At 41.4% G+C, this 24,144-nt stretch carries 13 protein-coding genes and 1 pseudogene; 11 read left to right on the top strand and 3 right to left on the bottom strand.

Annotation, left to right across the window (positions count from 1 at the left end):
- The first annotated feature begins 10 nt into the window (after positions 1 to 10).
- From J2Z32_RS00985 to J2Z32_RS00970, 4 genes are all read left to right on the top strand, one after another.
- On the top strand, positions 11 to 2,359 hold the full coding sequence (locus J2Z32_RS00985; protein WP_210087538.1) for a glycoside hydrolase family 3 N-terminal domain-containing protein: 2,349 nt from the start codon (positions 11 to 13) through the stop codon (positions 2,357 to 2,359).
- Between the two features lie 37 nt (positions 2,360 to 2,396).
- Positions 2,397 to 5,636 carry an alpha-mannosidase gene (locus J2Z32_RS00980; RefSeq protein WP_210087271.1) on the top strand — a complete coding sequence of 1,080 codons (3,240 nt, stop codon included), beginning with the start codon at positions 2,397 to 2,399 and terminating at the stop codon, positions 5,634 to 5,636.
- Positions 5,623 to 6,942, top strand: a complete 1,320-nt coding sequence (locus J2Z32_RS00975; RefSeq protein ID WP_210087270.1) for a glycoside hydrolase family 125 protein — start codon at positions 5,623 to 5,625, stop codon at positions 6,940 to 6,942. Before J2Z32_RS00980 ends, J2Z32_RS00975 begins: the two co-directional genes overlap by 14 nt.
- A gap of 88 nt (positions 6,943 to 7,030) precedes the next feature.
- Positions 7,031 to 8,023, top strand: coding sequence for a glycoside hydrolase family 130 protein (locus J2Z32_RS00970; RefSeq protein WP_210087269.1), 993 nt, complete (start codon positions 7,031 to 7,033; stop codon positions 8,021 to 8,023).
- A gap of 95 nt (positions 8,024 to 8,118) precedes the next feature.
- On the opposite strand, the gene J2Z32_RS00965 is transcribed toward J2Z32_RS00970, so the two are convergent.
- On the bottom strand, positions 8,119 to 9,297 hold the full coding sequence (locus J2Z32_RS00965) for an MGDG synthase family glycosyltransferase (protein WP_210087268.1): 1,179 nt from the start codon (positions 9,295 to 9,297) through the stop codon (positions 8,119 to 8,121).
- 417 nt (positions 9,298 to 9,714) lie between these two features.
- Here J2Z32_RS00965 and J2Z32_RS00960 point away from each other — a divergent pair, with 417 nt between their 5' ends.
- On the top strand, positions 9,715 to 10,293 hold the full coding sequence (locus J2Z32_RS00960; RefSeq protein WP_210087267.1) for a TetR/AcrR family transcriptional regulator: 579 nt from the start codon (positions 9,715 to 9,717) through the stop codon (positions 10,291 to 10,293).
- A 75-nt stretch (positions 10,294 to 10,368) separates the two neighbouring features.
- Positions 10,369 to 12,555 carry a YhgE/Pip domain-containing protein gene (locus J2Z32_RS00955; protein ID WP_210087266.1) on the top strand — a complete coding sequence of 729 codons (2,187 nt, stop codon included), beginning with the start codon at positions 10,369 to 10,371 and terminating at the stop codon, positions 12,553 to 12,555.
- Positions 12,556 to 12,748: 193 nt separating this feature from the next.
- Here the strand turns inward: J2Z32_RS00955 and J2Z32_RS00950 are convergent, their stop codons facing one another.
- Positions 12,749 to 13,222, bottom strand: coding sequence for a DinB family protein (locus J2Z32_RS00950; protein ID WP_210087265.1), 474 nt, complete (start codon positions 13,220 to 13,222; stop codon positions 12,749 to 12,751).
- A gap of 154 nt (positions 13,223 to 13,376) precedes the next feature.
- Between J2Z32_RS00950 and J2Z32_RS00945 the strand changes: the two genes are divergently transcribed.
- Positions 13,377 to 13,973: a dienelactone hydrolase family protein gene (locus J2Z32_RS00945; RefSeq protein ID WP_245251018.1), complete on the top strand. Its 597-nt coding sequence runs from the start codon at positions 13,377 to 13,379 to the stop codon at positions 13,971 to 13,973.
- Between the two features lie 156 nt (positions 13,974 to 14,129).
- Positions 14,130 to 18,740, top strand: coding sequence for a glutamate synthase large subunit (gene gltB, locus J2Z32_RS00940; RefSeq protein WP_210087536.1), 4,611 nt, complete (start codon positions 14,130 to 14,132; stop codon positions 18,738 to 18,740).
- A gap of 435 nt (positions 18,741 to 19,175) precedes the next feature.
- Here gltB and J2Z32_RS00935 read toward each other — a convergent pair whose 3' ends face one another.
- Positions 19,176 to 20,648 carry an aminotransferase-like domain-containing protein gene (locus J2Z32_RS00935; protein WP_210087264.1) on the bottom strand — a complete coding sequence of 491 codons (1,473 nt, stop codon included), beginning with the start codon at positions 20,646 to 20,648 and terminating at the stop codon, positions 19,176 to 19,178.
- Positions 20,649 to 20,943: 295 nt separating this feature from the next.
- On the opposite strand from J2Z32_RS00935, the gene J2Z32_RS00930 reads away from it, so the two are divergent.
- The 3 genes and pseudogenes from J2Z32_RS00930 to J2Z32_RS00920 all read left to right on the top strand — a co-directional run bounded on the left by J2Z32_RS00930 (position 20,944) and on the right by J2Z32_RS00920 (position 24,025).
- Positions 20,944 to 21,900 (top strand): DMT family transporter, encoded by a 957-nt coding sequence (locus J2Z32_RS00930; protein WP_210087263.1) that lies wholly within the window; start codon positions 20,944 to 20,946, stop codon positions 21,898 to 21,900.
- Between the two features lie 375 nt (positions 21,901 to 22,275).
- Positions 22,276 to 22,923 (top strand): annotated as a pseudogene (locus J2Z32_RS00925) (class I SAM-dependent methyltransferase); the annotation flags it as partial.
- Between the two features lie 109 nt (positions 22,924 to 23,032).
- Positions 23,033 to 24,025 carry a PHP domain-containing protein gene (locus J2Z32_RS00920; protein ID WP_210087262.1) on the top strand — a complete coding sequence of 331 codons (993 nt, stop codon included), beginning with the start codon at positions 23,033 to 23,035 and terminating at the stop codon, positions 24,023 to 24,025.
- Positions 24,026 to 24,144: the final 119 nt, after the last annotated feature.

The raw sequence follows: 24,144 nt of genomic DNA, 5'->3' as shown, positions 1-24,144 counted from the left end.
CATGACTGAAATGTTGTATAAAGATGCAGGTAAACCTGCCACAGAACGAGCGGAGCATTTGCTTAGCTTAATGACCTTGGAAGAAAAGGTGGGTCAATTAATTCAGTTATTTGGTTGGCAAACCTATCAATATAAAGAGGGTACTTTTACGATCACCGAAGAATTTAAGGAAAAGGTGAAGCAAAGCGGAATCGGCTCCTTATATGGAATGCTACGAGCTGATCCATGGACAGGAGTGACATTAGAAAATGGACTATCTCCTGAGGCAGGTGCAGAAGCAGTTAACGCCATTCAGCGTTATGTGCTAGAGCACTCGCGTTTAGGAATTCCACTCTTGATTGGCGAAGAATGCTCACACGGTCATATGGCGATTGGTGCAACGGTATTTCCGGTTCCATTATCGCTGGGTAGCTCTTGGAATGTAGACCTGTACCGTGAAGTGTGTGAAGCGGTTGCCTTAGAAACACGAAGCCAAGGTGGGGCAGTGACGTATTCACCTGTGCTCGATGTAGTGCGTGACCCTCGGTGGGGGCGAACAGAGGAATGCTTTGGCGAGGACGCCTATTTAATTAGCCAATTTGCCGTTGCGGCAGTGGAAGGCTTGCAAGGCAATGATTTGAGCAATCAGCGCAGTGTTGGCGTTACCTTGAAGCATTTTGCAGGTTATGGTGCATCAGAGGGAGGGCGGAATGCTGCTCCTGTTCATATGGGGAAACGTGAACTGCTAGAGGTAGATTTATTGCCATTCCGCAAGGCCGTAGAGGCAGGTGCAGTGTCTATCATGCCTGCTTATCATGAAATCGATGGCATTCCTTGTACAGTTCATCATGAATTGCTAGAAGATATTTTACGTAAAGATTGGGGCTTTGACGGGCTTGTCATTACAGATTGTGGTGCAATCGAAATGGTAGCCAGTGGTCACGATGTTGCCGAGGATGGATTATCCGCAGCAGTTCAAGCTATAAATGCAGGGATTGATATGGAAATGTCAGGTGAAATGTTTGGCAAACATTTAGTGCAAGCCGTTCAGCATCATAAATTAGAGATGGCGGTACTGGATCAGGCTGTTTTGCGAGTGCTGAACTTAAAATTTAAACTAGGCCTATTTGAAAATCCTTTTGCTGATCCTGCTTTGGCTAAAGAAGTTATCGGCTCTAAGCCACATACTGAATTAGCTCAAAAAATCGCGGCGGAGAGCATTGTTTTGCTTAAAAATGAAAATCATATTTTACCTTTAGAACCGTCTAATTTTGGCAAAATTGCAGTGATTGGTCCCAACGCGGCTACAGGCTACAACCAGCTAGGTGACTATACCTCTCCTCAGCCTGTTGGTAAAGTTGTCACTGTGCTAGATGGCATCACGAACAAGCTTGGCGCAGAGCGGGTGTTATATGCACCAGGTTGTCGGATACGTGGAGATTCGCGTGAAGGCTTTAATACTGCCATTGAGTATGCTAGGGAAGCAGACATTATTGTAATGGCGGTCGGTGGCTCAAGTGCAAGAGATTTTGGTGAAGGTAGCATTGATTTAAAAACGGGCGCTTCGGTGGTAACGGGTCATGCATGGAGCGATATGGATTGTGGGGAAGGTATTGATCGTCTTTCCCTTCATTTGTCAGGTGTTCAGCTAGAATTGATGCAGGAGCTACACAAGCTTGGTAAGCCAATGGTCGTTGTTTATATTAATGGTCGTCCTGTGGCAGAGCCATGGGTGGATGAACATGCCCATGCTATTTTAGAGACATGGTATCCTGGGCAGGAAGGTGGCAATGCGATTGCTGATATTTTATTTGGTGAAGTGAACCCATCTGGCAAGCTAACCGTATCCATTCCGAAGCATGTTGGACAGTTGCCCGTCTATTACAATGGTAAGCGTTCACGAGGCAAACGTTATTTAGAGGATGATGTTCAGCCAAGATATCCTTTTGGTTTTGGGCTTAGCTATACTAGCTTTGAATATTCTCACTTACGACTAGAGCCTGCCGTGATTGAACCGCATGAAACAGCAACAGTGAGTGTTGAGGTACAAAATACAGGTGACGTAACTGGGGCAGAGGTTGTACAAATGTACATTTCAGATGTGGCGAGTTCAGTGACTAGGCCACTCAAAGAATTGAAAGGGTTTATAAAAATCAAGCTAGAGCCAGGTGAAAAAAGAACGGTTCAATTCGAAATAGGGCAAGAGGAGCTTCAGTACATTGGACCTCATTATAAATATGTGGTGGAGCCAGGGATTTTTAAAGTGATGGTAGGCACAAATGTCAACGATACGTTAAGTACCGAATTGACGGTTAAAAGTACAGAATCGAAAATTATGAAGATGGAATCAAAGCCTGATCGAAAAAAACTTACTGATTAGCTGGAACGGGAACGGGGAAACGGAAGGGGGAAATTAGATGGAACGATTAAAGCGATTCATTACTGAGCTTGAAGAGAAGCAGTGGCTAGCACGGCAGGAATTACGAGATTGGAATATTACCCATACCGTATACCATCTACCAGGGCAATATGACGATGAAGCTCCTTATATAGATGGGGATAACTATGATTTATTTCCTAGTGTGCAAGGCACGACCTATTTTTTCCGTAATACAGTTGAGCTGCCAAAGGCATGGGAAGGAGGGCATATCGGCTTAATTTTTAAGTCTGGTGGGGAAGGATTATTACGGATCAATGGACAATCGAAGCAAGGGCTTGATCGTAACCATACCTTTGCAACGTTGGCACAAGGAAAATCCAAAGCTTCTGAACAAGTCTTTGATCAACCGCTGGAATTAGAAATTGAATTATATGATCCCATCCCAGAGCCAGTTGATCCTCTTAATCATCAAGCTGTGATTCAGCCTCCTATTCGCCGTATTCATAGCGAGCTTGTATTGGTGAATAAGGCGGTGCAAAGCCTACTGTACACCGTCATTGTTGTTCGTGATTCTGCGGTGCTGTTAACTCAGCATGATATGCGTCGTACACGCATGCTTGAGGCGTTGTATCAGGCTATGGATAGCTGGATCGGCTTAAGTGATGCAGAGATTGAAGCAGGAAGCTCAGTTAGGCTCATAGAAGATCAGCTACGTAGCTTAATTCAAGCTATTGGAAGTAGTGCCGAGGGCTTCATTCATATGATTGGGCAGTCGCATATCGATATTGCTTGGTTATGGCCAATGAGAGAAACGGTGCGGAAAACAAGTCGTACGTTTTCGTCCATGCATACGTTGATGGAGGAATATCCAGATTTTAATTATGCGCAAAGCCAACCGTTATTGTTTGAATTTTTAAAAAATAATGATCCCGTTCTCTATGAAAAGGTGCGTTCACGCATAGCAGAAGGTCGTTGGGAATTAGTGGGTGGGATGTGGGTCGAACCCGATCTCAACATTCCAAGTGGGGAGTCATTAATGAGGCAAATGTTGTACGGACAACATTTTTATCGTGAGGAGTTCCAGCGTACCTCAGAGATTGAATGGCTACCAGATACATTTGGGTATTGTGCTTCCTTACCACAAATTTTAAAGCATGGTGGGATAAAGTACTTTATGACCACGAAGTTAGGGTGGAATGATACGAATCGTTTTCCATATGACTTGTTCCATTGGGTAGGCATCGATGGGACAGCGATGTTGTCTTATTTGAATCATGGAGTTAATGAGAATACAACGCCTGAAGACGTAGACACGCATTGGCAGTCCTATCGTGAAAAGAACGTCCACAATGAGCAAATGCTGTTATATGGACATGGAGATGGCGGAGGTGGAGTTACCCGCGAAATGCTGGAGTATATTGAACGCTCTGAGTTGATGGTTGGCCAACCTGCGAGTACTTATAGTACAGCGTCAGCCTTTTTCCATGGCATTACAGAAGCTAAGCCACAGCTTCCAATATGGCAAGGCGATTTATATTTAGAGCTTCATCGTGGGACGTATACGACCCATAGTCGCAATAAACGTAGCAATCGCCAAGCAGAGGTGCTGTATCGGGAGGCAGAAATGTGGCAGGTGATGGCATCGGTCCACATGGAGGAGGAGCTAGCTCGGCAACAACAGCAAAATCTCCAGCAAGGCTGGAAGCTGATTTTACAAAATCAGTTCCATGACATTATTCCAGGTTCAGCAATTACAGAGTCCTATGAAACCTCAACGCAGGAATATAAGCAGGTAATGGAAATTGGTGAATCTGTGTTGAATGCGGCAATGGAGCAGGTAGCAGTAGAGGTAGTCGAACAGGCTTCTAATTCGGTATTTTTAATGCAGTCAGGAGAAGAGCTACAATCTTATCTCATTTTTAATAGCTTAGGTTGGGGACGTGACTTGGTTGTAGATATCCCGCTATCACACTTAATTGAGCATAAAGAGCAACAACAAATAGTTGTTTATGACGAGCAAGGCAAGCTTTCAGACGGCTATATTCAGACTATAAGTACAAAAGGAAGTGCTGTAGCAAAAGTTTATGTTCAGAATGTTCCTGCATTTGGGTACAAGACGATTTGGATTGGAACGGCTGGACTTGATCGTATTCCGTCTAAACAAGACACTTTAACCTTAGGCGATTGTTGGGAAACGGAATACTATCACATTACCTTTAACAATCTTGGTGAGATTACAAGTTTATATGACAAAGTAGCTCAACGTGAAATTGTAGTACGTGGTGAACGTGCTAATCGTTTTTACTTTTTCCATGATCGACCTACGCTTTGGGACGCATGGGATATCGATGACCGTTACGAGAAGCAGCCTGCCGGAGAAGTTATTTTACTAGATAAACAAGTGATTACAACAGGTAGTATTCAAGACGTATTACGTTTTCATTGGCGCATTGGAGACTCTGAAATCATACAGGACATGATCCTATATCACCACGATTCAAAAATAGATTTTAAAACACATGTGAAATGGAATGAAGCCCACAAGCTACTTAAAGTAGGCTTTCCGATTGATGTAGTGACTACAAAAGCTACTTATGAAATTCCGTTTGGCGCGCTAGAGCGTCCAACTCATCGCAATACATCTTGGGAGCAAGCCCAATATGAGGTGTGTGGGCATCGTTTTGTGGATGTGTCTGAGCATGATTATGGTGTGAGTTTACTAAATGACTGTAAATATGGTTATGACGTTCAAGGTAGCACGATCCGTCTTTCCTTGCTTCGTGCGCCCAAATGGCCAGATGCTACCGCTGATTTAGGAGAGCATGAATTTACTTACTCCTTGTATCCTCATAAGGGAGACTGGCGAACTGCCCATACATTACGAAAAGCGATGGAGCTAAACCAGCAAAGCTTTGTAAGTGCGGCGTATAGAATTGGAAATGAAGAAGGAACTACTGTTAAAGCTAACGACGTATTTGGTAGTGGATCACTTATAGACTTTAATAGTAACTATGTCATCGTAGATACAATAAAGCCCACAGAGGATGGAAAAGGTTGTGTGATAAGACTTTATGAGTCTGCGGGTGGCAGGGAGAAGATAAGTCTTATGTGGAAGCAACAAACATATGCAAGTGCGTGGCTGTCTAACGCACTGGAGGATGAGCTTGAAGAGCTTGAATCAGATAATAATCGGACACTTCATTTACAGTTTGCACCTTATGAGATAAAAAGTATTCGACTGAACTGGGGAGGAGGAAAAAGCAGTGGAGAAATTTAGATTGCCTAAAATTACAATGCCTGTGTTGCCGTTGCCCCCTTCTGTCCAAAAGGTTTTAACAGAAGCAGAAAGCAAGCTGGCACACCGCCCGAAGCTATTGCAATTGTTCAAAAATTGCTTTCCGAACACGCTCGAGACGACAACAAAATGTCTAGATGATGGGACTACGTTTGTAATTACAGGGGATATTCCTGCTTTATGGCTACGTGATTCCGTGGAGCAGGTCATTCATTATGTCCCGCTAGCGAAATATGATCCAGAGCTACAGGCAATTATTAGTGGTCTTATCAAACGGCATATTTTTTATGTACTAATAGATCCGTATGCAAATGCATTTAATGAAACCGCAAATGATTGGCATTGGAACGCCAATGATGTGACATACATGTCCCCATGGGTATGGGAAAGGAAGTTTGAGCTTGATTCGCTTTGCTTTGTCATCCGATTAGCCCATATGTATTGGAAGGAAACAGGACTCACTGATTTCTTAGATGCGGGCTTCAAATCAGCGATACGTAGCATTGTGGATTTATTTAAAACAGAGCAACGTCACCAAGAGTTATCTCCTTATCGTTTCCAGCGTAATAGTGGGGTAGCAGGGGACTCTTTACGTAATGAAGGACTTGGTATGCCGGTCAATTATACGGGGATGATCTGGTCTGGCTTTCGTTCAAGTGATGATGCCTGTGATTTTCATTACAACGTGCCTGCCAATATGTTTGCGGTGGTTACGCTTAGACAGATGCAGGATTTTGCGGAGTGGGTATTCCGCGACTTGGATTTATTAGCCGAGTTAAAGGAGCTAGAGCAAGAAGTTCAGCGTGGAATTGAGTTATATGGGATTTATCGTCATCCGGAGTTTGGACCGATTTATGCTTATGAAACAGATGGATTTGGTAACTATTGCTTGATGGATGATGCAGGTACACCAGGGCTAATGTCAATTCCTTACCTTGGATATACATCGATAGATGATGAAATCTATCAAAATACACGCCGCTTTGCATTAAGTAAACAAAATCCATTTTATTATGAAGGTGCTGTGGCTAAAGGGATTGGCAGTCCCCATACACCGGAGCAATATATTTGGCACATGGCATTGTCAATGCAAGGACTAACTGCACAAAGTAAGGAAGAAAAGCTAGAAATGATCTCACTTTTAGAGCAAACTGATGGAGGAACAGGGTATATGCACGAAGGTTTTCATGCCGATGACCCTAAAATTTTTACTCGAAACTGGTTTGCTTGGTCTAATAGTTTATTTTCGCAGCTTGTGTATAAGGCAATGGAGGAAGAGATTTTATAGTGGAGTGCCCCTGTCCTACACTTATCGTATCCTTAATAAAATCGTTGATTTAAAAAAGAAGATGAGAAGAAGAAGAGGAGATAAAACTATGAGCAAAATTATTGGAGAAACGTTAGCACATATTCCTTGGCAGGAAAAACCAGAAGGCTTAAATGCCCCAGTATGGCGTTATGATCAGAACCCCATTATTCAAAGAGATGCGACTCCTAATTCTAATAGTATATTTAACTCTGCTGTTATTCCTTTTGGAGAAGGTTTTGCTGGTGTATTCCGTTGTGATTCTAGATCGGTAAGCATGGATATTTTTGCTGGTTTTAGTGAGGATGGGATAAACTGGTCTATTAATGAGGAACCAATCGTATTCCAAGGCGATGAGGAGATCATTAAGCGGGAATATCGCTATGACCCTCGTGTATGCAAGATTGATGATAAATATTATATTACATGGTGTAACGGCTATCATGGCCCAACGATCGGCATCGCATATACGTATGATTTTCAAACCTTTCATCAGCTAGAAAATGCCTTTTTACCATACAATCGTAATGGGGTGTTATTCCCAAGAAAAATTGGTAACCATTATGCGATGCTAAGCCGTCCAAGTGATACAGGACATACTCCTTTTGGCGACATTTTTTATAGTGAAAGTCCTGATCTTACGTTCTGGGGCAAACACCGTTATGTTATGGGAACCATTAATAGTGATGCCTCTGCATGGCAGTCTAAAAAAATCGGTCCTGGCCCAGTTCCCATTGAAACGGATCAAGGCTGGTTATTGATCTACCATGGTGTCATTAATACATGTAATGGCTTTGTATATCGGATTGGCTGTGCGCTTCTTGATTTAGAACAGCCTTGGAAGGTAAAGGCGCGCTCTAGAAACTACATTTTGGGTCCACAAACGTTATATGAATGTGTGGGCGATGTACCAAACGTGACCTTCCCTTGTGCAACATTAACTGACGCAGCAACAGGCAGAATCGCCATTTATTATGGCTGTGCAGACACAGTGACAGGACTCGCCTTCACGACAGTAGATGAGCTATTAAGTTATATGGAGAAATACCCGCTTGAGGTATAGGTAATAAAAAGAAACCGTTCTTTCATTAAGAAAGGGGACAGTCCCACTTTCTCATACGAGAACGGTTTCTTTATGTAGCCTACATCTATAGTGTTTTAATTGGCACGTTGTTGTACAGAAGCAACGGGTACAGTTGCTTCGATGCTTATTGTAGACAAGCTAGTTAGCTCTAGTAAATCAATCACATTTTCAACGCAATGCTGAGGTTTGTAGTCGATTTTGCTTTTATGTTTACTTAAACATTGCTTAAACGTAGTATCTTCCCTTGCAACCTGTTCAAACCATTTATCTAGCTCATCGGAGTTTAAATCTTTAGCTAGTCCATGTTTAATGAAATAATCTCTATTTTTCTCTTCCATTCCGGGAATGGATTCATAAAATAACATCGGGATGCCTTTGGCTAAACCTTCTGTACACGTCATGCCTCCTGGCTTCGTAATAAGCAGGTCTGAGGCGTCCATCCATTTACTAACTTCCTTTGTATAACCCATGACTACAATGTTCTCATGATTAAACAGTGGATGTTGACTTAGCTTTTCTGCCAGCTTTTCGTTACTACCTACACAGCAAACAAGTTGGATTTTATCCTTCCAAGCGCTTAGACGCTCAATAAAATCATCCTTAAACAACAATCCCCAGCCTCCACCCATCACTAAGGCGGTTGGCATATCTTTTAGACCTAATTCTGCACGCACTGCCTGTTTATTCCCTACGGTCCAAAAATCTGGATGAACAGGAATGCCAGTCGCTTGGACTTTACTTGATGGAATGTTGCGACCCACTAATATATCTTTGACCTCAGAGGTGGATACTAAATAACGATCGACCTCAGGAGTAATCCAAGCGCCATGTGCATCATAATCTGTGATTACAGTACACAAAGGAATCATCAACCCAGACTTTTTTAATCGTGAGATGATGGCATTAGGAATGGGATGCGTACAAATAATAAGATGAGGTGCAATTCTTTGGATCACTTCAGCTGCATGTGCATAAAATAGTTTATTTAAGGCAGAAACGGATAGTTTGCCTATCGGTTTTTCATATTTTTGGCGATATAACTTCCCAACAAAGTTAGGGCTCGAATTGACTGTTACTCGGTAAGTACGAAGTATCCAAGGAGCTACAGTAGGATTCAAAAACGAACCAAGCTCAAGCACTCTGCAATGAACTTGTGGGCAAATTCTCTTAAGCCCTGCTGCAATGGCATGTGCAGCCTGGGTATGTCCTGTTCCAAAACCTTCAGACAGGATGAGAATTCTCTTTTTTAACATAATTAACCAACTCCTAAGTCATTCCTAACTATATATACGTACTAGAAAGTAAATAGTTGAACACTTCAGAAAATCTTTAGATTTACAATGATTATACAGTCTATTACATATATGCAAGTAACAAGTTTTTAAATTCTATAAAATGATTATAGCAATTCAACGAACCGAACGGTTAACTATATTGTAGATCATATTTCCATCATGTGTAAGTGGCTTGGGGCGGGTCAAAAACTAGACCAAAGTCGGGTTAAATGTGAGGAATCCGCTTTCATGAAAAAAGTTGAAAATTTATGAAAAAAACTGCTTGCTAAACTGAAAAAGAAGTGCTAAAGTAGTGATTGACCAAATGACCGAAATAGTAAAACAGTCATTTTTGGTGTGAGAGGTACAATTTATAATGAAGGAGGTGCATAACAAATGGCTGTGTTAGATCGCCGTAAACAAGTGGTCGCAGCTGCGGAGAAATCATTTGCATTATTTGGCTACAAAGCAACAACGATGGATCAGGTAGCAAAAATTGCGAATGTAGCCAAAGGGACAATTTACACATTTTTTGAGAACAAGGAGCAATTGTTTGGTGAGATTCTTCGCTCTATTATTGCAGATATGAAAAATATTGCGGAGCAAAAGGTTCGTGAAGAGGACTCCTTCTTCGATAACTTATATCGCAGTATGGATGCCCTACTGGAGTACAGACAGGAACACGGATTACTTATCAAACTGTTCCAAGAAGTCAGCGATTTTGGAACGCCACAAGCTAAAGAAGGTTTACAACGAGTAGAGTCAGCTATTTTAGACTACTTGGAGCGGCAAATTGCACGTGCAATGGATTTAAAGGAAATTCGTTCCTTTAACCCCAAAGTGATTTCATTTGTCATGCTTAAGTTATACGTAGCACTAACTTCAGATTGGAACAAGCACAATGAACCATTGCGTGAGGCTGAGATTAAAGAGTTTGTTAGTTTATTCCTCAAAAATGGATTGTCCCCAATATAAAGAGGTGGGCCTACGGGACCTACTGGAGTAAAACTGGCGGATACAGAGTTTAAGTCATAACGAGGAGAGAAGATTATGAAATCATTAGCGGTTTTTCTTAAGGACATGAGGGATACCTTTAAAAAACCTAAAGTGTTTATTCCAATCATTGTCGTGTTATTTATTCCTGTGCTTTATAGCGGAATGTTTTTGGATGCATTCTGGGACCCTTACGGTAAAATGGATCAGCTTCCTGTAGCCGTAGTGAATGAGGATAAGGGAGCAACCTACAATGACAAAGCACTTACTGTAGGAGAAAACCTTGTTGATGAGCTGAAAAAGGGTAAAGACTTTGATTGGCAATTCGTCTCTCGGGACGAAGCCAAGAAGGGAATGGAAGATAATAAGTATTATATGACGATTATTATTCCAGAGGATTTCTCTTCCAAAGCAACAACACTGACGGATGATGTTCCTCAGCCTGCTCAAATTATTTATGAGCCAAATGAAGGCTACAACTTCCTTGCAGGTCAAATTGGTGGCACTGCAGTGAAGCAAATTAGAGCAAAGGTTTCCGCTAAAGTAACGGAATCTTACGCCGAAGCGATGCTCGATAAGGTTGGCGAAGTTTCTGATGGCTTAGTTAAAGCTGGAGACGGAGCAACAAAGCTTAACGATGGTGCCGTCAAAATTGATGATGGTGTACAGAAGCTTAAAGAAAATCTTGCGAAATTAGAAGATGGAACAAGCAAGCTGGCATCAGGAGTAGCACCTTTGAAGGAAGGCGTTAGCAAGTTAAATAAAGGCGCAGGCGACCTTTCCAATGGCGTAGGTACTTTATCAAATGGTCTAACCCAATTAGCAGGTGCGGGTCAAAAGCTTCAAGCTGGAGCTGTTCAAGCGCAAGATGGTGTGCAAAAGCTTCAAGCAGGATTGCAATCCGCTTCTGAAGGAGCAAGCAAGCTAAATGCAGGTTTAGCAGCTTCTCAGGAAGGTAGCGACAAATTAACATCAGGCTTAGAGGCTTCAGCAGCAGGCAGTGAAAAAGTAACTGCTGGTGCTAAATCCGTTGCCCAAGGACTAGAACAACTAACGAAAGCAAGTCCAGACCTTGCTAAAAACCCTGCGGTACAAAAATTGCTTGCAGCAAGTCAAGCGGTAGCAGCGGGTAGTGAGCAAGTGACACAAGGTCAACAGCAATTGTTGCAAGGAAGCAAAAATTTGCAAGCTGCCCAAGGTCAATTGCATCAAGGTAGTCAGCAGCTTGCTCAAGGTCAACAAGCCTTACTACAAGGGGCTACACAATTGTCTGACGGACAAGGGAAATTGGTTGCGGGTTTAACGCAATTTAATAGTAAATTGTCTGAAGCTGCTGCAGGTAGCAATAAACTTGCTTCTGGTGCAGGTACACTTAGTGGAGCCATTAACAAAATGTCTCAAGGTATGGGTACATTAACAAATGGTGTAACATCGATTGCAGATGGATCAAAACAACTTAATTCTGGAGCTGGAAAACTTAAAGATGCCACTGTGAAATTAACAGATGGAACTGATGAGCTTGCTACTAAATTAAATGATGCAGCAACCAAAACTTCTGAAGTGAAGAAATCAGATGCAATGGTTTCGATGTTTGCAGAACCTGTTAAAGTAGAGGAACAAAAATACAATGAAGTTCCAAACTACGGAACTGGATTTTCTCCTTATTTCTTGTCACTTGGTTTATTTGTCGGAGCGTTAATTGCAACCTTGGTAGTTCCAACACGTAGCTCCACAACCCAAGATGCAACAGCATGGAACCGTTTTGTGAGCAGAACACTGTCCTTCACATTAATGGGTGCCGTTCAAGCTGGTTTAGCTGCATTGTTTGTTGTTTCTATTTTAGGCTTACAAGTAAAAAGCGTACCGATGTTATATCTGTTTAGCTTCATAACGAGTATTACGTTTATGTTTATCATCCAAGCACTTGTTACTTGGCTTGAAAATCCAGGTCGTTTTATTGCGATTCTCATGTTGATTTTCCAATTAACAACAAGTGCTGGTACGTTCCCATTGGAGCTAATCCCAGATTGGTTAAAAGGCTTCAATAAGCTTTTACCAATGACGTACACTGTTACTGGATATAAATCCATTATTTCAAGTGGTCAATTCAGTGTTGCATGGCATCAAGTTGGCGTGTTGCTAATCTTTGCAGCAGTTGGTTTGGCATTAACACTCACTTACTTCATTACGCATCACAAAAATGAAGAAGAAGATATGAGTGGAGAAGTAGTATTAAACGTTTAATCATACAGGGATCAAACGTGCAAATAGGAAATAAGCTTTAAGCAAAAAAGTGAGTAACAAATCAAGTAACGATGGAATTTTAACTTTATAATCGGCTGTAGGGTCGTTTCGTAACAGGTTAGCTTGTTATGAAGCGACCCTTTTTATATATGTTTTTTATGAGGTTGCCAATAATAGAGAGGAGCGTCGCACACTATATGGAGGTGGATTTGTAATTTTCTTGTAAAATTTGCTTTGCAATATAAAATATTTGCCCCATATGCTCGGAATAATGTGCTGCACATTGATGCAGCATGTCCAGATTTGTTCTTTCTCGATTTCTAACTAATTGTGTCTGTTCTAACTTTTCATCGGAGATATTTTTTAACGTATCAACAACTAGCTCAAATCTATAATAAACGATCTTTTCTAGTTCATCCCTTTTGACGTATGTTTGTTTAAGCGCATTGTCACGATTAGTTTGAACATCTTCATGTAAGATGCCTTTCATAATTCTTTCTTGGATATTACCCTCAATATGCCTGATCAACGTGGATATGCTATGACTTATACCGTCAGGTCTCCAGTTCACTTGTTCATCATCTAGTTGCTCTAGTGCGTTAAGTATACGTCTTCTAATCTCCTCAAACTTCTTGATAAGCCAATCCCTGTTAAAATCATAATTCATTTATATTACCTCCAGTTTAAAAGCTTTCTTCTATTTGCTAACTAAGTCATTCCGTTATTTACCACTAACATCATTTATTTATGATAATATGTAATAAATTTATCCTGTTTAGCTAATTTAATCAATTTTAATCAAATAGATTGGAGTCATTTCATTGAAAACGTACATAAGAAATCAAAAGCAAGCAGTCATCCTATTACATGAAATTTATGGAATGAACTTTTTTATGGAGGAACAAGGTCAGCGGTGGCTTGAAGCAGGATATGATGTGTATTGCCCTAATTTACTTCATCGTACACCCTTCGCCTATGAGGAATCTGAGCTAGCTTACTCCTTTTTTGTTAATCAAGTTGGATTTGCAGTGTACCTTGATATAATCCAACTTTTGAAAAGCTTGAAGGAAAAATACGCTGATGTATTTATTGTAGGCTTTAGTGTAGGGGCAACCGTAGCTTGGCGATGTTCTGAAAATGAGCTGTGTAGTGGAGTCATTGCTTGTTATGGGTCACGCATTCGAGATTACATTCATCTAACTCCAGCTTGCCCAACGCTTTTGCTATTTGCAAAAGAGGATTCCTTTGACGTAAAGTCCACAATAAAGCAGCTTCAACATAAAGAGCAGGTAGATGTTTATGATTTTGACGCAAAACATGGCTTTTTAGATCCTTATAATCATCAATACGATGAGGAGCAAACAGAGAAAGTGCAAAATAAAATCGCTCAGTTTATGAGTCAATTTACCCACTTATGAAAAACTTGCCATCACTGTTACAAAAAATGATAGAAAGTTCATTTTAATTGTGCAAAAGAATGAGAAGATAGTGCAAAAACAGCGCAACCTTTTTCCGTTAGAATAAAAGAAAAGCTATAGCGGTCAATTTACGAAGAGAAAGGTTGCGCGAAAATGATGAAACATACTGCGATTCCACAACGACAGGGTTTATACGATCCTGCTTTTGAAAAAGATGCATGTGGCATGGGTTTTGTTGCCCATATTAAAGGTCGTGCATCACACGATATAGTGAGTCAGGCGTTACAGATGCTTAGCAATATGGAGCACCGCGGAGGACAAGGAAGTGAACCAAACTCTGGGGATGGAGCAGGTATTTTACTACAAATCCCACATGCTTTTTTTAGTGAGGTTGTGCAGGAGTATGGCTTCCAGTTGCCAGAGGCAGGGCAATACGGTGTAGGGATGTTATTTTTACCTCATGACGAAAAGCTTCGGGCTCAGCAAGAGGCACTACTATCTTCGATCATTACTGAAGAAGGGCAAGAGGTGCTTGGCTACCGTGATGTGCCTTATGAAGATGATATGCTTGGCAAAACGGCATCAGCTGCAAAACCATTTGTCCGCCAAGTGTTTATTGGACGTAGTCATGATATCAAAAATGATCTTGAATTTGAACGAAAATTGTATGTGATTCGTCGTCGTGCTGAGCTTGCTATTCGTTATGGTGGTGTAGCGGATATCGAGCAAGGTGATCAATTTTATGTGCCAAGTATGTCTAGCAAAAAGATCGTCTATAAAGGGATGCTCACAACGGAGCAGGTCGGTCAATTTTATGTGGATTTACAAGACGAACGTTTGGAATCGGCTATTGCTTTAGTGCATTCCCGTTTTAGTACAAACACTTTCCCAAGCTGGGAACGTGCGCATCCGTACCGTTTTATGATTCACAACGGAGAAATTAATACGCTACGTGGCAATGTGAACTGGATGAACGCCCGTCAATCGTTGTTTAAAAGTGAAGTGTTTGGTGATGATTTAGAAAAAGTAAAACCGATCATTAACCCAGATGGTTCAGATACAGGGATGTTTGATAATACGTTTGAATTTTTATATTTGAGTGGACGTTCACTGCCACATGTGGCAATGATGATGGTTCCTGAGCCTTGGATTAACTTAAACGATATGGATGATGATAAAAAGGCATTTTATGAATACCATAGTACATTGATGGAGCCATGGGATGGTCCTGCTGCAATGGGCTTTACTGACGGTGTGCAGATTGGGGCTACACTAGATCGGAACGGTTTACGCCCATCACGTTATTATGTGACAAAGGACGATATCATTGTATTGTCATCTGAGGTTGGCGTCCTCGATATTCCGGCGGAAAATGTATTGTATAAGGATCGCTTGCGTCCTGGGAAAATGCTACTCGTCGATACGGCGCAAGGACGAATTATTTCAGATGAAGAGGTCAAGGCATCGATTGCCAAGGAAAATCCTTATCGACAGTGGCTTGATGAGCATTTGATTACCCTTGAGGATCTACCTGAGACACCTGCACGTGTTGCTTTACATCACGAGGACATTACGCAAGAGCAGATGGCATTTGGTTATACGTATGAGGATTTACGTAAAGTACTTGAGCCGATGGCATTAACTGGTGGAGAGGGACTTGTATCGATGGGATATGATGCACCATTAGCTGTATTATCCGAACAAACCCAGCGCTTATACAATTACTTTAAGCAAATGTTCGCACAGGTAACCAACCCACCTATCGATGCTATCCGCGAGGAATTAGTCACCTCTACAATGACACTCATTGGCGCAGAACGAGATTTGCTTCATCCTGTCCCTGAGAGCTGTCGACAAATTATGCTGAATTCTCCGATCTTATCTAATGAGGATTTTGCAAAGCTTCGCCATATTCACCGCCCGGGCTTTAAGGCAATGAGTATGCCGATTTTGTTCAACGCTGCGGATGGAGCAAAAGGTTTACGTGATGCACTCGCTGCACTATGTGAATCTGCGGATCGTGTCATTGCCAAAGGTCATAACGTGCTTATTTTAAGTGATCGTGATGTTGATGCGGAAAATGCGGCGATTCCTGCCCTACTTGCAGTTTCGACCTTGCATCATCATTTGGTGAAGCAGGAGACGCGCACAAAGGTAAGTATTTTGCTAGAGTCTGGTGAGCCTAGAGAGGTTCATCACTTTGCCCTATTGTTAGGTTATGGCGTAGATGTAGTTAATCCTTATTTAGCTTTTGAAAGCTTGCATCATATGATTAAGCAAGGGATGCTGACCGGCATAACCCCTGAAAAAGCTATTTATAACTTTATTAAGGCGGCGACCAAAGGGGTAGTGAAGACATTATCGAAAATGGGCATTTCAACGATTCAATCGTATCGTGGTGCGCAAATTTTTGAAGCAGTGGGTTTAAATGAGGACTTTATAAATGAATATTTCGAGTTAACACCTACACGTATTGGTGGGATTGGATTAGACGAGGTAGCGAAGGAAACGTTACAGCATCATCATCGTGCTTATACTACGCAGGATGGTCGAGATAAGGTGCTTGACTCTAGTGGCGATTATCAATGGAGAAGTGGGGGAGAGGAGCATTTATTTAATCCTCAAACGGTGCACTTGCTTCAGCAGGCGGTACGCTCAGGGGATTATGCATTATATAAAAAATTCACATCGTTGGCACAAGGGGAAGATAAAAAACATTTAACTTTGCGCTCTATGCTACAGTTGAAGCCAGTAGGTCCAAAGGTTCCTTTAGAGGAAGTGGAACCGGCGGCATCAATTATGAGACGTTTTAAAACAGGGGCAATGTCCTTTGGCTCCATTAGTAAGGAAGCACATGAAACAATTGCAATTGCGATGAACCGAATCGGCGGAAAAAGTAACTCTGGTGAGGGTGGCGAAGATCCAGCACGTTTTATTCCTGATGCTAATGGGGATTCCCGGCGTAGTGCAATTAAGCAGGTGGCTTCGGGTCGCTTTGGCGTAACCTCAAACTACCTTGTCAATGCCGATGAAATTCAAATTAAAATGGCACAAGGGGCAAAACCAGGGGAAGGCGGACAGCTACCAGGTAAAAAGGTATATCCTTGGGTTGCTGAGGTTCGTGGCTCTACACCAGGGGTAGGCTTAATTTCGCCACCTCCACATCATGATATTTATTCGATTGAGGATTTGGCTGAGCTAATTTATGATCTAAAAAATGCAAACCGGCATGCTCGCATTAATGTGAAGCTTGTATCCGAAGCAGGAGTGGGGACGATTGCCGCTGGGGTAGCAAAAGGTCGTGCGGATGTCATTTTAGTCAGTGGTTATGATGGAGGAACAGGGGCATCTCCTCAAAGCTCCATTCGTCATGCTGGGTTACCATGGGAGCTGGGTCTAGCTGAAACACATCAGACTTTATTAATGAACCATCTTCGTAATCGGGTTGTATTAGAGACAGATGGGAAAATGTTAACAGGGCGTGACCTTGCGGTAGCTGCATTGCTTGGTGCAGAGGAATATGGCTTCTCGACGGCGCCACTTGTTGCTGTTGGATGTATCATGATGCGGGTATGTCAATTGGATACGTGCCCAGTTGGTGTAGCTACTCAAAACCCTGAACTACGTAAAAACTTTACAGGTGACCCACAGCATGTCGTTAATTTTATGAGCTTTGTTGCCGAGGATTTGCGTGAATGGATGTCAGAGCTTGGCTTCCATACAATAAATGAAATGATTGGGCGTACAGATTGTCTGGATTCACTTGAGGCTGTGGATCATTGGAAAAAGCGTGGTATTGATTTATCGCCATTACTTCATGTGCCAGATTTATCTAATGAGACGACGAATACAGCTAGATATTGCACACAGCAGCAAAATCATAACTTGGAAGAAACGTTGGATATGCGTAAGTTATTGTCGCTGGCAGCACCTGCTTTAGAGCGTGGTGAGGCGGTAAAAGTGGATAATATCGCAATCTGTAATGTCGACCGTGCAACGGGAACGTTGTTAGGCAGTGAAGTGACACGTAAATATGGCGCCGCTGGCTTGCCTGAGGATACGATTCAGTTTTCCTTTGAAGGTTCCGCAGGTCAAAGCTTTGGTGCATTTACACCTGCTGGCATGACGATGACAGTGATCGGGGATGCTAATGACTACACAGGAAAAGGCTTATCTGGGGGTAAGGTGATTGTGAAGCCCTCACCTGAAGCAACCTTTATTGCAGAGGAAAATATTATTTTAGGAAACACCTCCTTCTACGGGGCAACCTCTGGTGAAGCTTATATTCGAGGCATTGCGGGTGAACGGTTTGCGGTTCGTAACTCGGGTGCACAGATTGTTGTCGAAGGTGTTGGTGACCATGGCTGTGAATATATGACAGGTGGAGTTGTAGCAGTCCTTGGGGGTACAGGACGTAACTTTGGTGCAGGGATGTCAGGTGGCATAGCTTTTGTTCTGGATGAGCAAGGCGATTTGGAGCAACGCTGCAACAAGGAAATGATCTTACTAGAGGATGTTGTGGAGGAAGCTGATCGCCAGCTTCTACACAGCTTGATTACACGTCATACGCAGTATACAAGTAGTACTGTAGGTCAACGTATTTTGAATGATTGGAATGAATATGTAAGCAAATTTGTAAAAATCATTCCTAGTGATTACAAAGATATGCTAGCGCGAATTAAGCAAATTGAAAGCGAAGGCTTGCAGGGTAAGGATGCGGTGTTGGCTGCATTTGAGGCAAGTACGAAGGCGTTGGTGAAGGCTTAAGAAACGGAAATTCTAGAAAAGGAATACTTTCTGCCTTGGGCAGTGAAGTGTTCCTTTTCTTTGAATTTCAATTTTATGATGATGATGTATCATTTCTTCTTGTTCCCTTGCTTTTTTTCTGCTAAATCAATTAATTCTTTAATTTGACTGGAGATATAAACAAGACAACCTATAATAATGAATAAAACTAAGTATAAAGCAAAACACTCTCCTTCAAAGAACTGAAGACTAGTGATATACCCTAGAAATATTAAAACAAAATACACGATAACAGCGACAAACATATAAGCAAAAATCAAAGTACATCCCCCTTTCTATAAATACAGGGATAATATACCATTAAATACAGAAAGCAAAAGGTTAAAAAAGTAATTAATACAATATAAACCAATTAAGTTAAATTAAATAAGAGTTATCTTCAACCTTAATCGATTATCATCCTTTTTCATCCCCAAATCTTTCCGCCAACCTAACCAACCGCCCCACTCCCTCACGCAACACTGTCTCATTCGTAAACGAGTAACTGAGCCGCACCCATGATTCAAACTTCCCTAACGGATCAAATAGAGGGCCAGGCATAAACGAAATAGACTGTCCAATCGCTGCTTGAAGCAGGTCTTGAGTCTTTATCCCGTCAGGTAGCTTTGCCCACAGATTAAGCCCACCTTGCGGTGATGTCCATTGCCAACCTGCGGCGGCGAGTTGTTCTTCCGCAATCTCCTTGTGAATTTGCAAGGCAATGCGGAGCTTACCTAAATGCTGTTGTAGGCGAGGAGAGGTGTAATAATGAAGAAAGATTTTTTGGTTCAAAAGGGGTGTCCCGTTATCTACTAATGACTTGGCAGAGACCAGAGAATCTATTAACGGTTTGCGACAGGCCACAGCACAAATGCGCAGACCTGGGGCAACATATTTGCTAAAGCTTCTAATATAGACCACCTTACCAAACGTATCATAAGCAAATAACGGCAAAGGGGGTTCCTCAGCAAAATATATATCACGAAAAGCATCGTCCTCAATCAACAGACAGTTGTAACGTTCAGCTAGCTCTACCAGTTGCTTGCGTTGCCATGACGGAACGGTATACCCAGTTGGATTTTGATGTGTTGGATTCATATAAAACAAGCGGGGCTTGTATTTGTGCATGAGTGATTCCACTTGTTCAAGATCGTAACCCTCTTCGGTGATGTCAACGGGGAGTAAACGAGCACCACGGCTTCGAAAAACATCCATTGCAATGCTATAGGTAGGCCGTTCGATTAATACCGCGTCCATCGGTCCAACCAGCATTTCGGCAAGTAGATGTATGGCTTGCTGTGCACCAGATGTAATGAGCATTTCCTCTGCAGTTAACTGTATTCCCATTTGCTCGTGGAAATGTTGACTCAGCATTTCTCTTAATTCTTCATCCCCCTGTACGGTTGCATATGTCCCCATGAGCTTAGGGTAGAGATCAAACACTTTTTTCACGTAGTCTGATAGATACAGGTTAGGCAGTAAGCTAGGATCAATTAATGCTTGAGAAAATTGAAAATGCGCTGGAATGCGCTGTATATCAGCGAAGCTACTAGAGTTACTAGAGTTACTAGAGCTACTAGAGTTACTAGAGTTACTAGAGCTACTTGAGGTACTAGAAGATAAGTTAGTCACTGTAAGTTGTAGTTCATCCTTTAATGGGGAAACATAGTAACCCGATTTATCTTTGACATACACTTTACCTGTCTCGCACAGCATTTTATACGCCCGAAATACCGTTAAACGGTGAACTTCAAGCTCTAGAGCTAAGTGACGGATGGATGGAAGCTTGTCATGTGCCTGCCATTCTCCTTGCTCCAAACGTTTTAACATGTGTTCAAATATAAGTTGATACAAGGGTGGATTGTGCTCAGTTCGTGACGGTGGCTCCATGACATTTCAGCTCCTTATTAAAATAGAATATCTCGAGACTCGTCTGCTAATGTTTTTTAATGGATTCTTCTGATCATTCAAGCTTCAACTTAACTTCTAACGTATGTCCATTTAATGTATTTCCATAATGTATCAATTTCTAATACATTTACCTTAACGTATCTTTTTAAGTATTATACAGTAATATTAGCTAAACTGTTCTACCTCACTCCATCTGTTCTATTCATACTCCTTTATAATGGTTGAAATATAGATTTCACAGGGTTACATTATGGATTTCAAAGGGGAAATGAATATGATTATGCTGGCTTATAGTCTCGTCTGTCTCATCTTTGGTACGACCTTTTTAGCGATTAAAATTGGGGTAGATGCAGGCGCGCCGCCTTTCTTTTCAGCAGGATTACGTTTTTTTATAGCAGGGATGCTTTTGTTTTTGTGGATGGTTTGGAAGAGGAAAGCTGATTTTAAACTACTGCTACGAAAGGAAATGTTGCTCACAGGTGCGACGTTGACCTTCGGCACATTTGCTGCGCTTTATTGGGGGGAGCAATATGTTTCCTCAGGCTTAGCCGCTGTTTTGTCGGCAACTGGCCCGGTGATGATTTTGTTGCTTCAAACCTTTATCTTACGTCAAAAAGCATCTGCGATCTCGTTGTTTGGATGTATTTTGGGGCTTACTGGTGTGCTACTGCTTGTTTTGCCTAATTTAGCACTAAAGGTTTCATCCCTTTGGTTTATAGGCTGCATCGTTATTCTTATAGGAGAAATGAGTTACTCCGTAGGCGCAGTTCTTTCTAAAAAGGTAAGTAACGGGCTAGCAGAAGTGTCTCCGATTGCACTAAATGCGGCGCAAATGATGTACGGTGGTCTATTTCTTTTGATGTTATCTCTAGCAACGGAAAAGCTAGACTTGGCAACTCAATTTTCACTCCCATTTTCATTATCTTTATTATACTTAACTGTGATTGGTTCGATGGTGGGTCACAGCTTGTTTTATTGGCTTGTTGCCAAAACAGATCCTGTTTTTCCTTCAACATGGCTGTATGTCGCGCCACCAATTGCTGTTGCTGTAGGGGTGTTATTTTACAATGAGGCGGTAAATGGATTGACCTTAATCGGAATTATCACAATTCTTGTAGGGACGATGCTTGTTAACGCAGCGGCACTCAAGGGATTTCTATTAAAGCTAAGGAAAAACAATAATTTGCGAACAAAACCTATAAAGAGATCTATAGTGGAGAAAGTAGATTGAAAGTAAATTGAAAGTAGATTCACTGATTAATGAAGCCTATGGGAAAAATGATAATAAAAATAAAGGAAAATGCATTAGCGTATACAAATTGGTATAATTTTAATTGACTCTAAATAAAAATTAGTGGTTGTCAACAATGGAGATGGAGGGCTCGAAACAGAGGGTTCTTCCGATCGTTGTTAAAACCAGATTTCATAGTTATTGATCATTTGATTGTAAATAGCTAGTTTTAAGAGACGAACATTCTATTTCTCCAAAATCCCTTTGTCCCTTCGCTAGCTTGGGGTAGTTGTCAACCACAATTTAAATAAAGAGCCTTTTAATTATTGAAATTGTAATTGATGGGAGGAGCCATGACTTTTTTTATTCTTTCTACAGGAGGCAAAGGGACACGAACGTGTACTTGAGCTTGCTTGTGGCACAGGATTAACGACATTATATCTGGCTGAAAAAGGCGTAAATATAGATGGGACAGATATTTTGCCAAATATGATCCAATATGCCAAGCAAAAAAATAAGGTTGACAATGCACGCTTTTTTGTTGGTGATGCACTAACCTTTACCTCGCCCATCCTATACGATTTTGTATATTTGACAGGCAATGCTTTTCAAGCCTTTTTAAATGAAAAGGATCAAAACCTATTACTGCAAAATGTGAATAAGCTGCTTAGAGCAGGTGGGAAATTTGTTTTTGAGACTCGTAATCCTGATGGAAATGATTTGACAGATTGTGAATATGAGTATTGGCATACGTTTCAGGATGTGGAGGGCACCCCCGTTGAGGTTGGGGGAGAACAACGATTTGATCCACACAGTAATATTATGAAGTGGACAACGGTTCGAAAATTTAAAAACTATGAAACCTCTGCTAATATTTTATGTTTATTTACAAAGCCAGAACAAATCACTGAATTATTAGTTAATCATGGGTTTGAAATTCACGCTGAATATAGTCAGTGGAATCGCTCAGCATTTACAGATAAGGATGCTATGATTATATTTGTGGCGGTAAAAAAGGAATAAGGCTAACACCTAAGTACATTGTTTAATTAAAAATCAAAGTCTAGAACAGTAACTTTCTTGTGGGCTCATCATTAGGCTGGGATCAAGAGTGAAGAGGAGTTGAAATAGATTGAAGGTTGATTTCCATTTTCATCTAGAAGAAGGGCCATATTCATTACAATGGTTATCTCGTACTTTACAGGCATTAGCAACAACAGAACCTAAACCGCATGAAGAACTAGGACAACATTATGCGAAAGCGATGACACAACAGCTTTCTGAACGTATAGCGCAAGGCTGCTTTAGCGAGAAGTGGTTAGATCGTTATTTAATCAAAGGACGGGAGCGAGGAATTAAGCAATTTGGCATTGTTGATCATTTATATCGCTTTCGGGAATGTCGTCCCTATTATGAAAAGCACATGCTGCTTGATGATGGTCGTATAGGTAAGCTACAACAGCAATGGTTAGACCAAGTTTGTGTGGCCTCATTACCTGACTTTGTAAACTTTATTAAAAAGGCTCAGCGTACACGTCCAGACTTAGCGCTTGGCATCGAGGCTGACTTTTTCCAAGGTGGAGAGGCGGAATTAGGTGAGATATTATCAGCTTATGACTGGGATTATGTGATTGGCTCAGTCCATTTTATGGATGGATGGGGTTTTGATAATCGCAAAACACAAGATGAATTTATTGGCAGAGATGCTGTTCAGATGTATGGGGAGTATTATGAATTGCTTAGACAAGCGTGTGAATCAGGACTATTTCATATTATTGCCCACCCAGACAATCTCAAAGTGTTTGGCTTCCGTCCTGATGATGAGAGAGAGCTTTTGTTTTACTATCACAGCATTGCAGAAGTAATGAAACAATGTGATGTAATTACTGAGATTAATACAGGATTAGCTTACCGTTATCCTATTGCAGAGATCTGCCCAAGCCCACTTTTCTTATCTGTACTTGCAGAGCATAATGTTCCATTAACCTTGTCCTCTGATTCTCATTTTCCTGACGATATCGGGATGCTGCTTGATGAAGCTCTTACAGCTGCCATACAGGTGGGATATAAGGAACTTGCAATCTTTCGAGATGGTAAACGGAAAATGCTGCCGATTCATGATTAATATTTGTAAATGAAAATACATTCTAAATGACATGCATATATAGATTTAACATATCTAATACAGCTTATTTTTACTTCCCTAAGGATAAAAATTAAGCTGTATTTTTTGTGCAAATAATT

The organism is Paenibacillus turicensis, from assembly GCF_017873435.1.
Taxonomy (GTDB): domain Bacteria; phylum Bacillota; class Bacilli; order Paenibacillales; family Paenibacillaceae; genus Fontibacillus; species Fontibacillus turicensis.
The sequence above is the reverse complement of the archived record's forward strand: the minus strand, read 5'-3'. Positions and strand labels throughout refer to the sequence as shown.

Excerpts from the sequence above, each read along its gene's own strand:
- J2Z32_RS00965 (WP_210087268.1), bottom strand. The coding sequence starts at position 9,297 with ATGTTAAAAAAGAGAATTCTCATCCTGTCTGAAGGTTTTGGAACAGGA.
- J2Z32_RS00970 (WP_210087269.1), top strand. The coding sequence starts at position 7,031 with ATGAGCAAAATTATTGGAGAAACGTTAGCACATATTCCTTGGCAGGAA.
- J2Z32_RS00985 (WP_210087538.1), top strand. The coding sequence starts at position 11 with ATGTTGTATAAAGATGCAGGTAAACCTGCCACAGAACGAGCGGAGCAT.
- J2Z32_RS00980 (WP_210087271.1), top strand. The coding sequence starts at position 2,397 with ATGGAACGATTAAAGCGATTCATTACTGAGCTTGAAGAGAAGCAGTGG.
- gltB (WP_210087536.1), top strand. The coding sequence starts at position 14,130 with ATGAAACATACTGCGATTCCACAACGACAGGGTTTATACGATCCTGCT.
- J2Z32_RS00960 (WP_210087267.1), top strand. The coding sequence starts at position 9,715 with ATGGCTGTGTTAGATCGCCGTAAACAAGTGGTCGCAGCTGCGGAGAAA.
- J2Z32_RS00930 (WP_210087263.1), top strand. The coding sequence starts at position 20,944 with ATGATTATGCTGGCTTATAGTCTCGTCTGTCTCATCTTTGGTACGACC.
- J2Z32_RS00955 (WP_210087266.1), top strand. The coding sequence starts at position 10,369 with ATGAAATCATTAGCGGTTTTTCTTAAGGACATGAGGGATACCTTTAAA.
- J2Z32_RS00950 (WP_210087265.1), bottom strand. The coding sequence starts at position 13,222 with ATGAATTATGATTTTAACAGGGATTGGCTTATCAAGAAGTTTGAGGAG.
- J2Z32_RS00935 (WP_210087264.1), bottom strand. The coding sequence starts at position 20,648 with ATGGAGCCACCGTCACGAACTGAGCACAATCCACCCTTGTATCAACTT.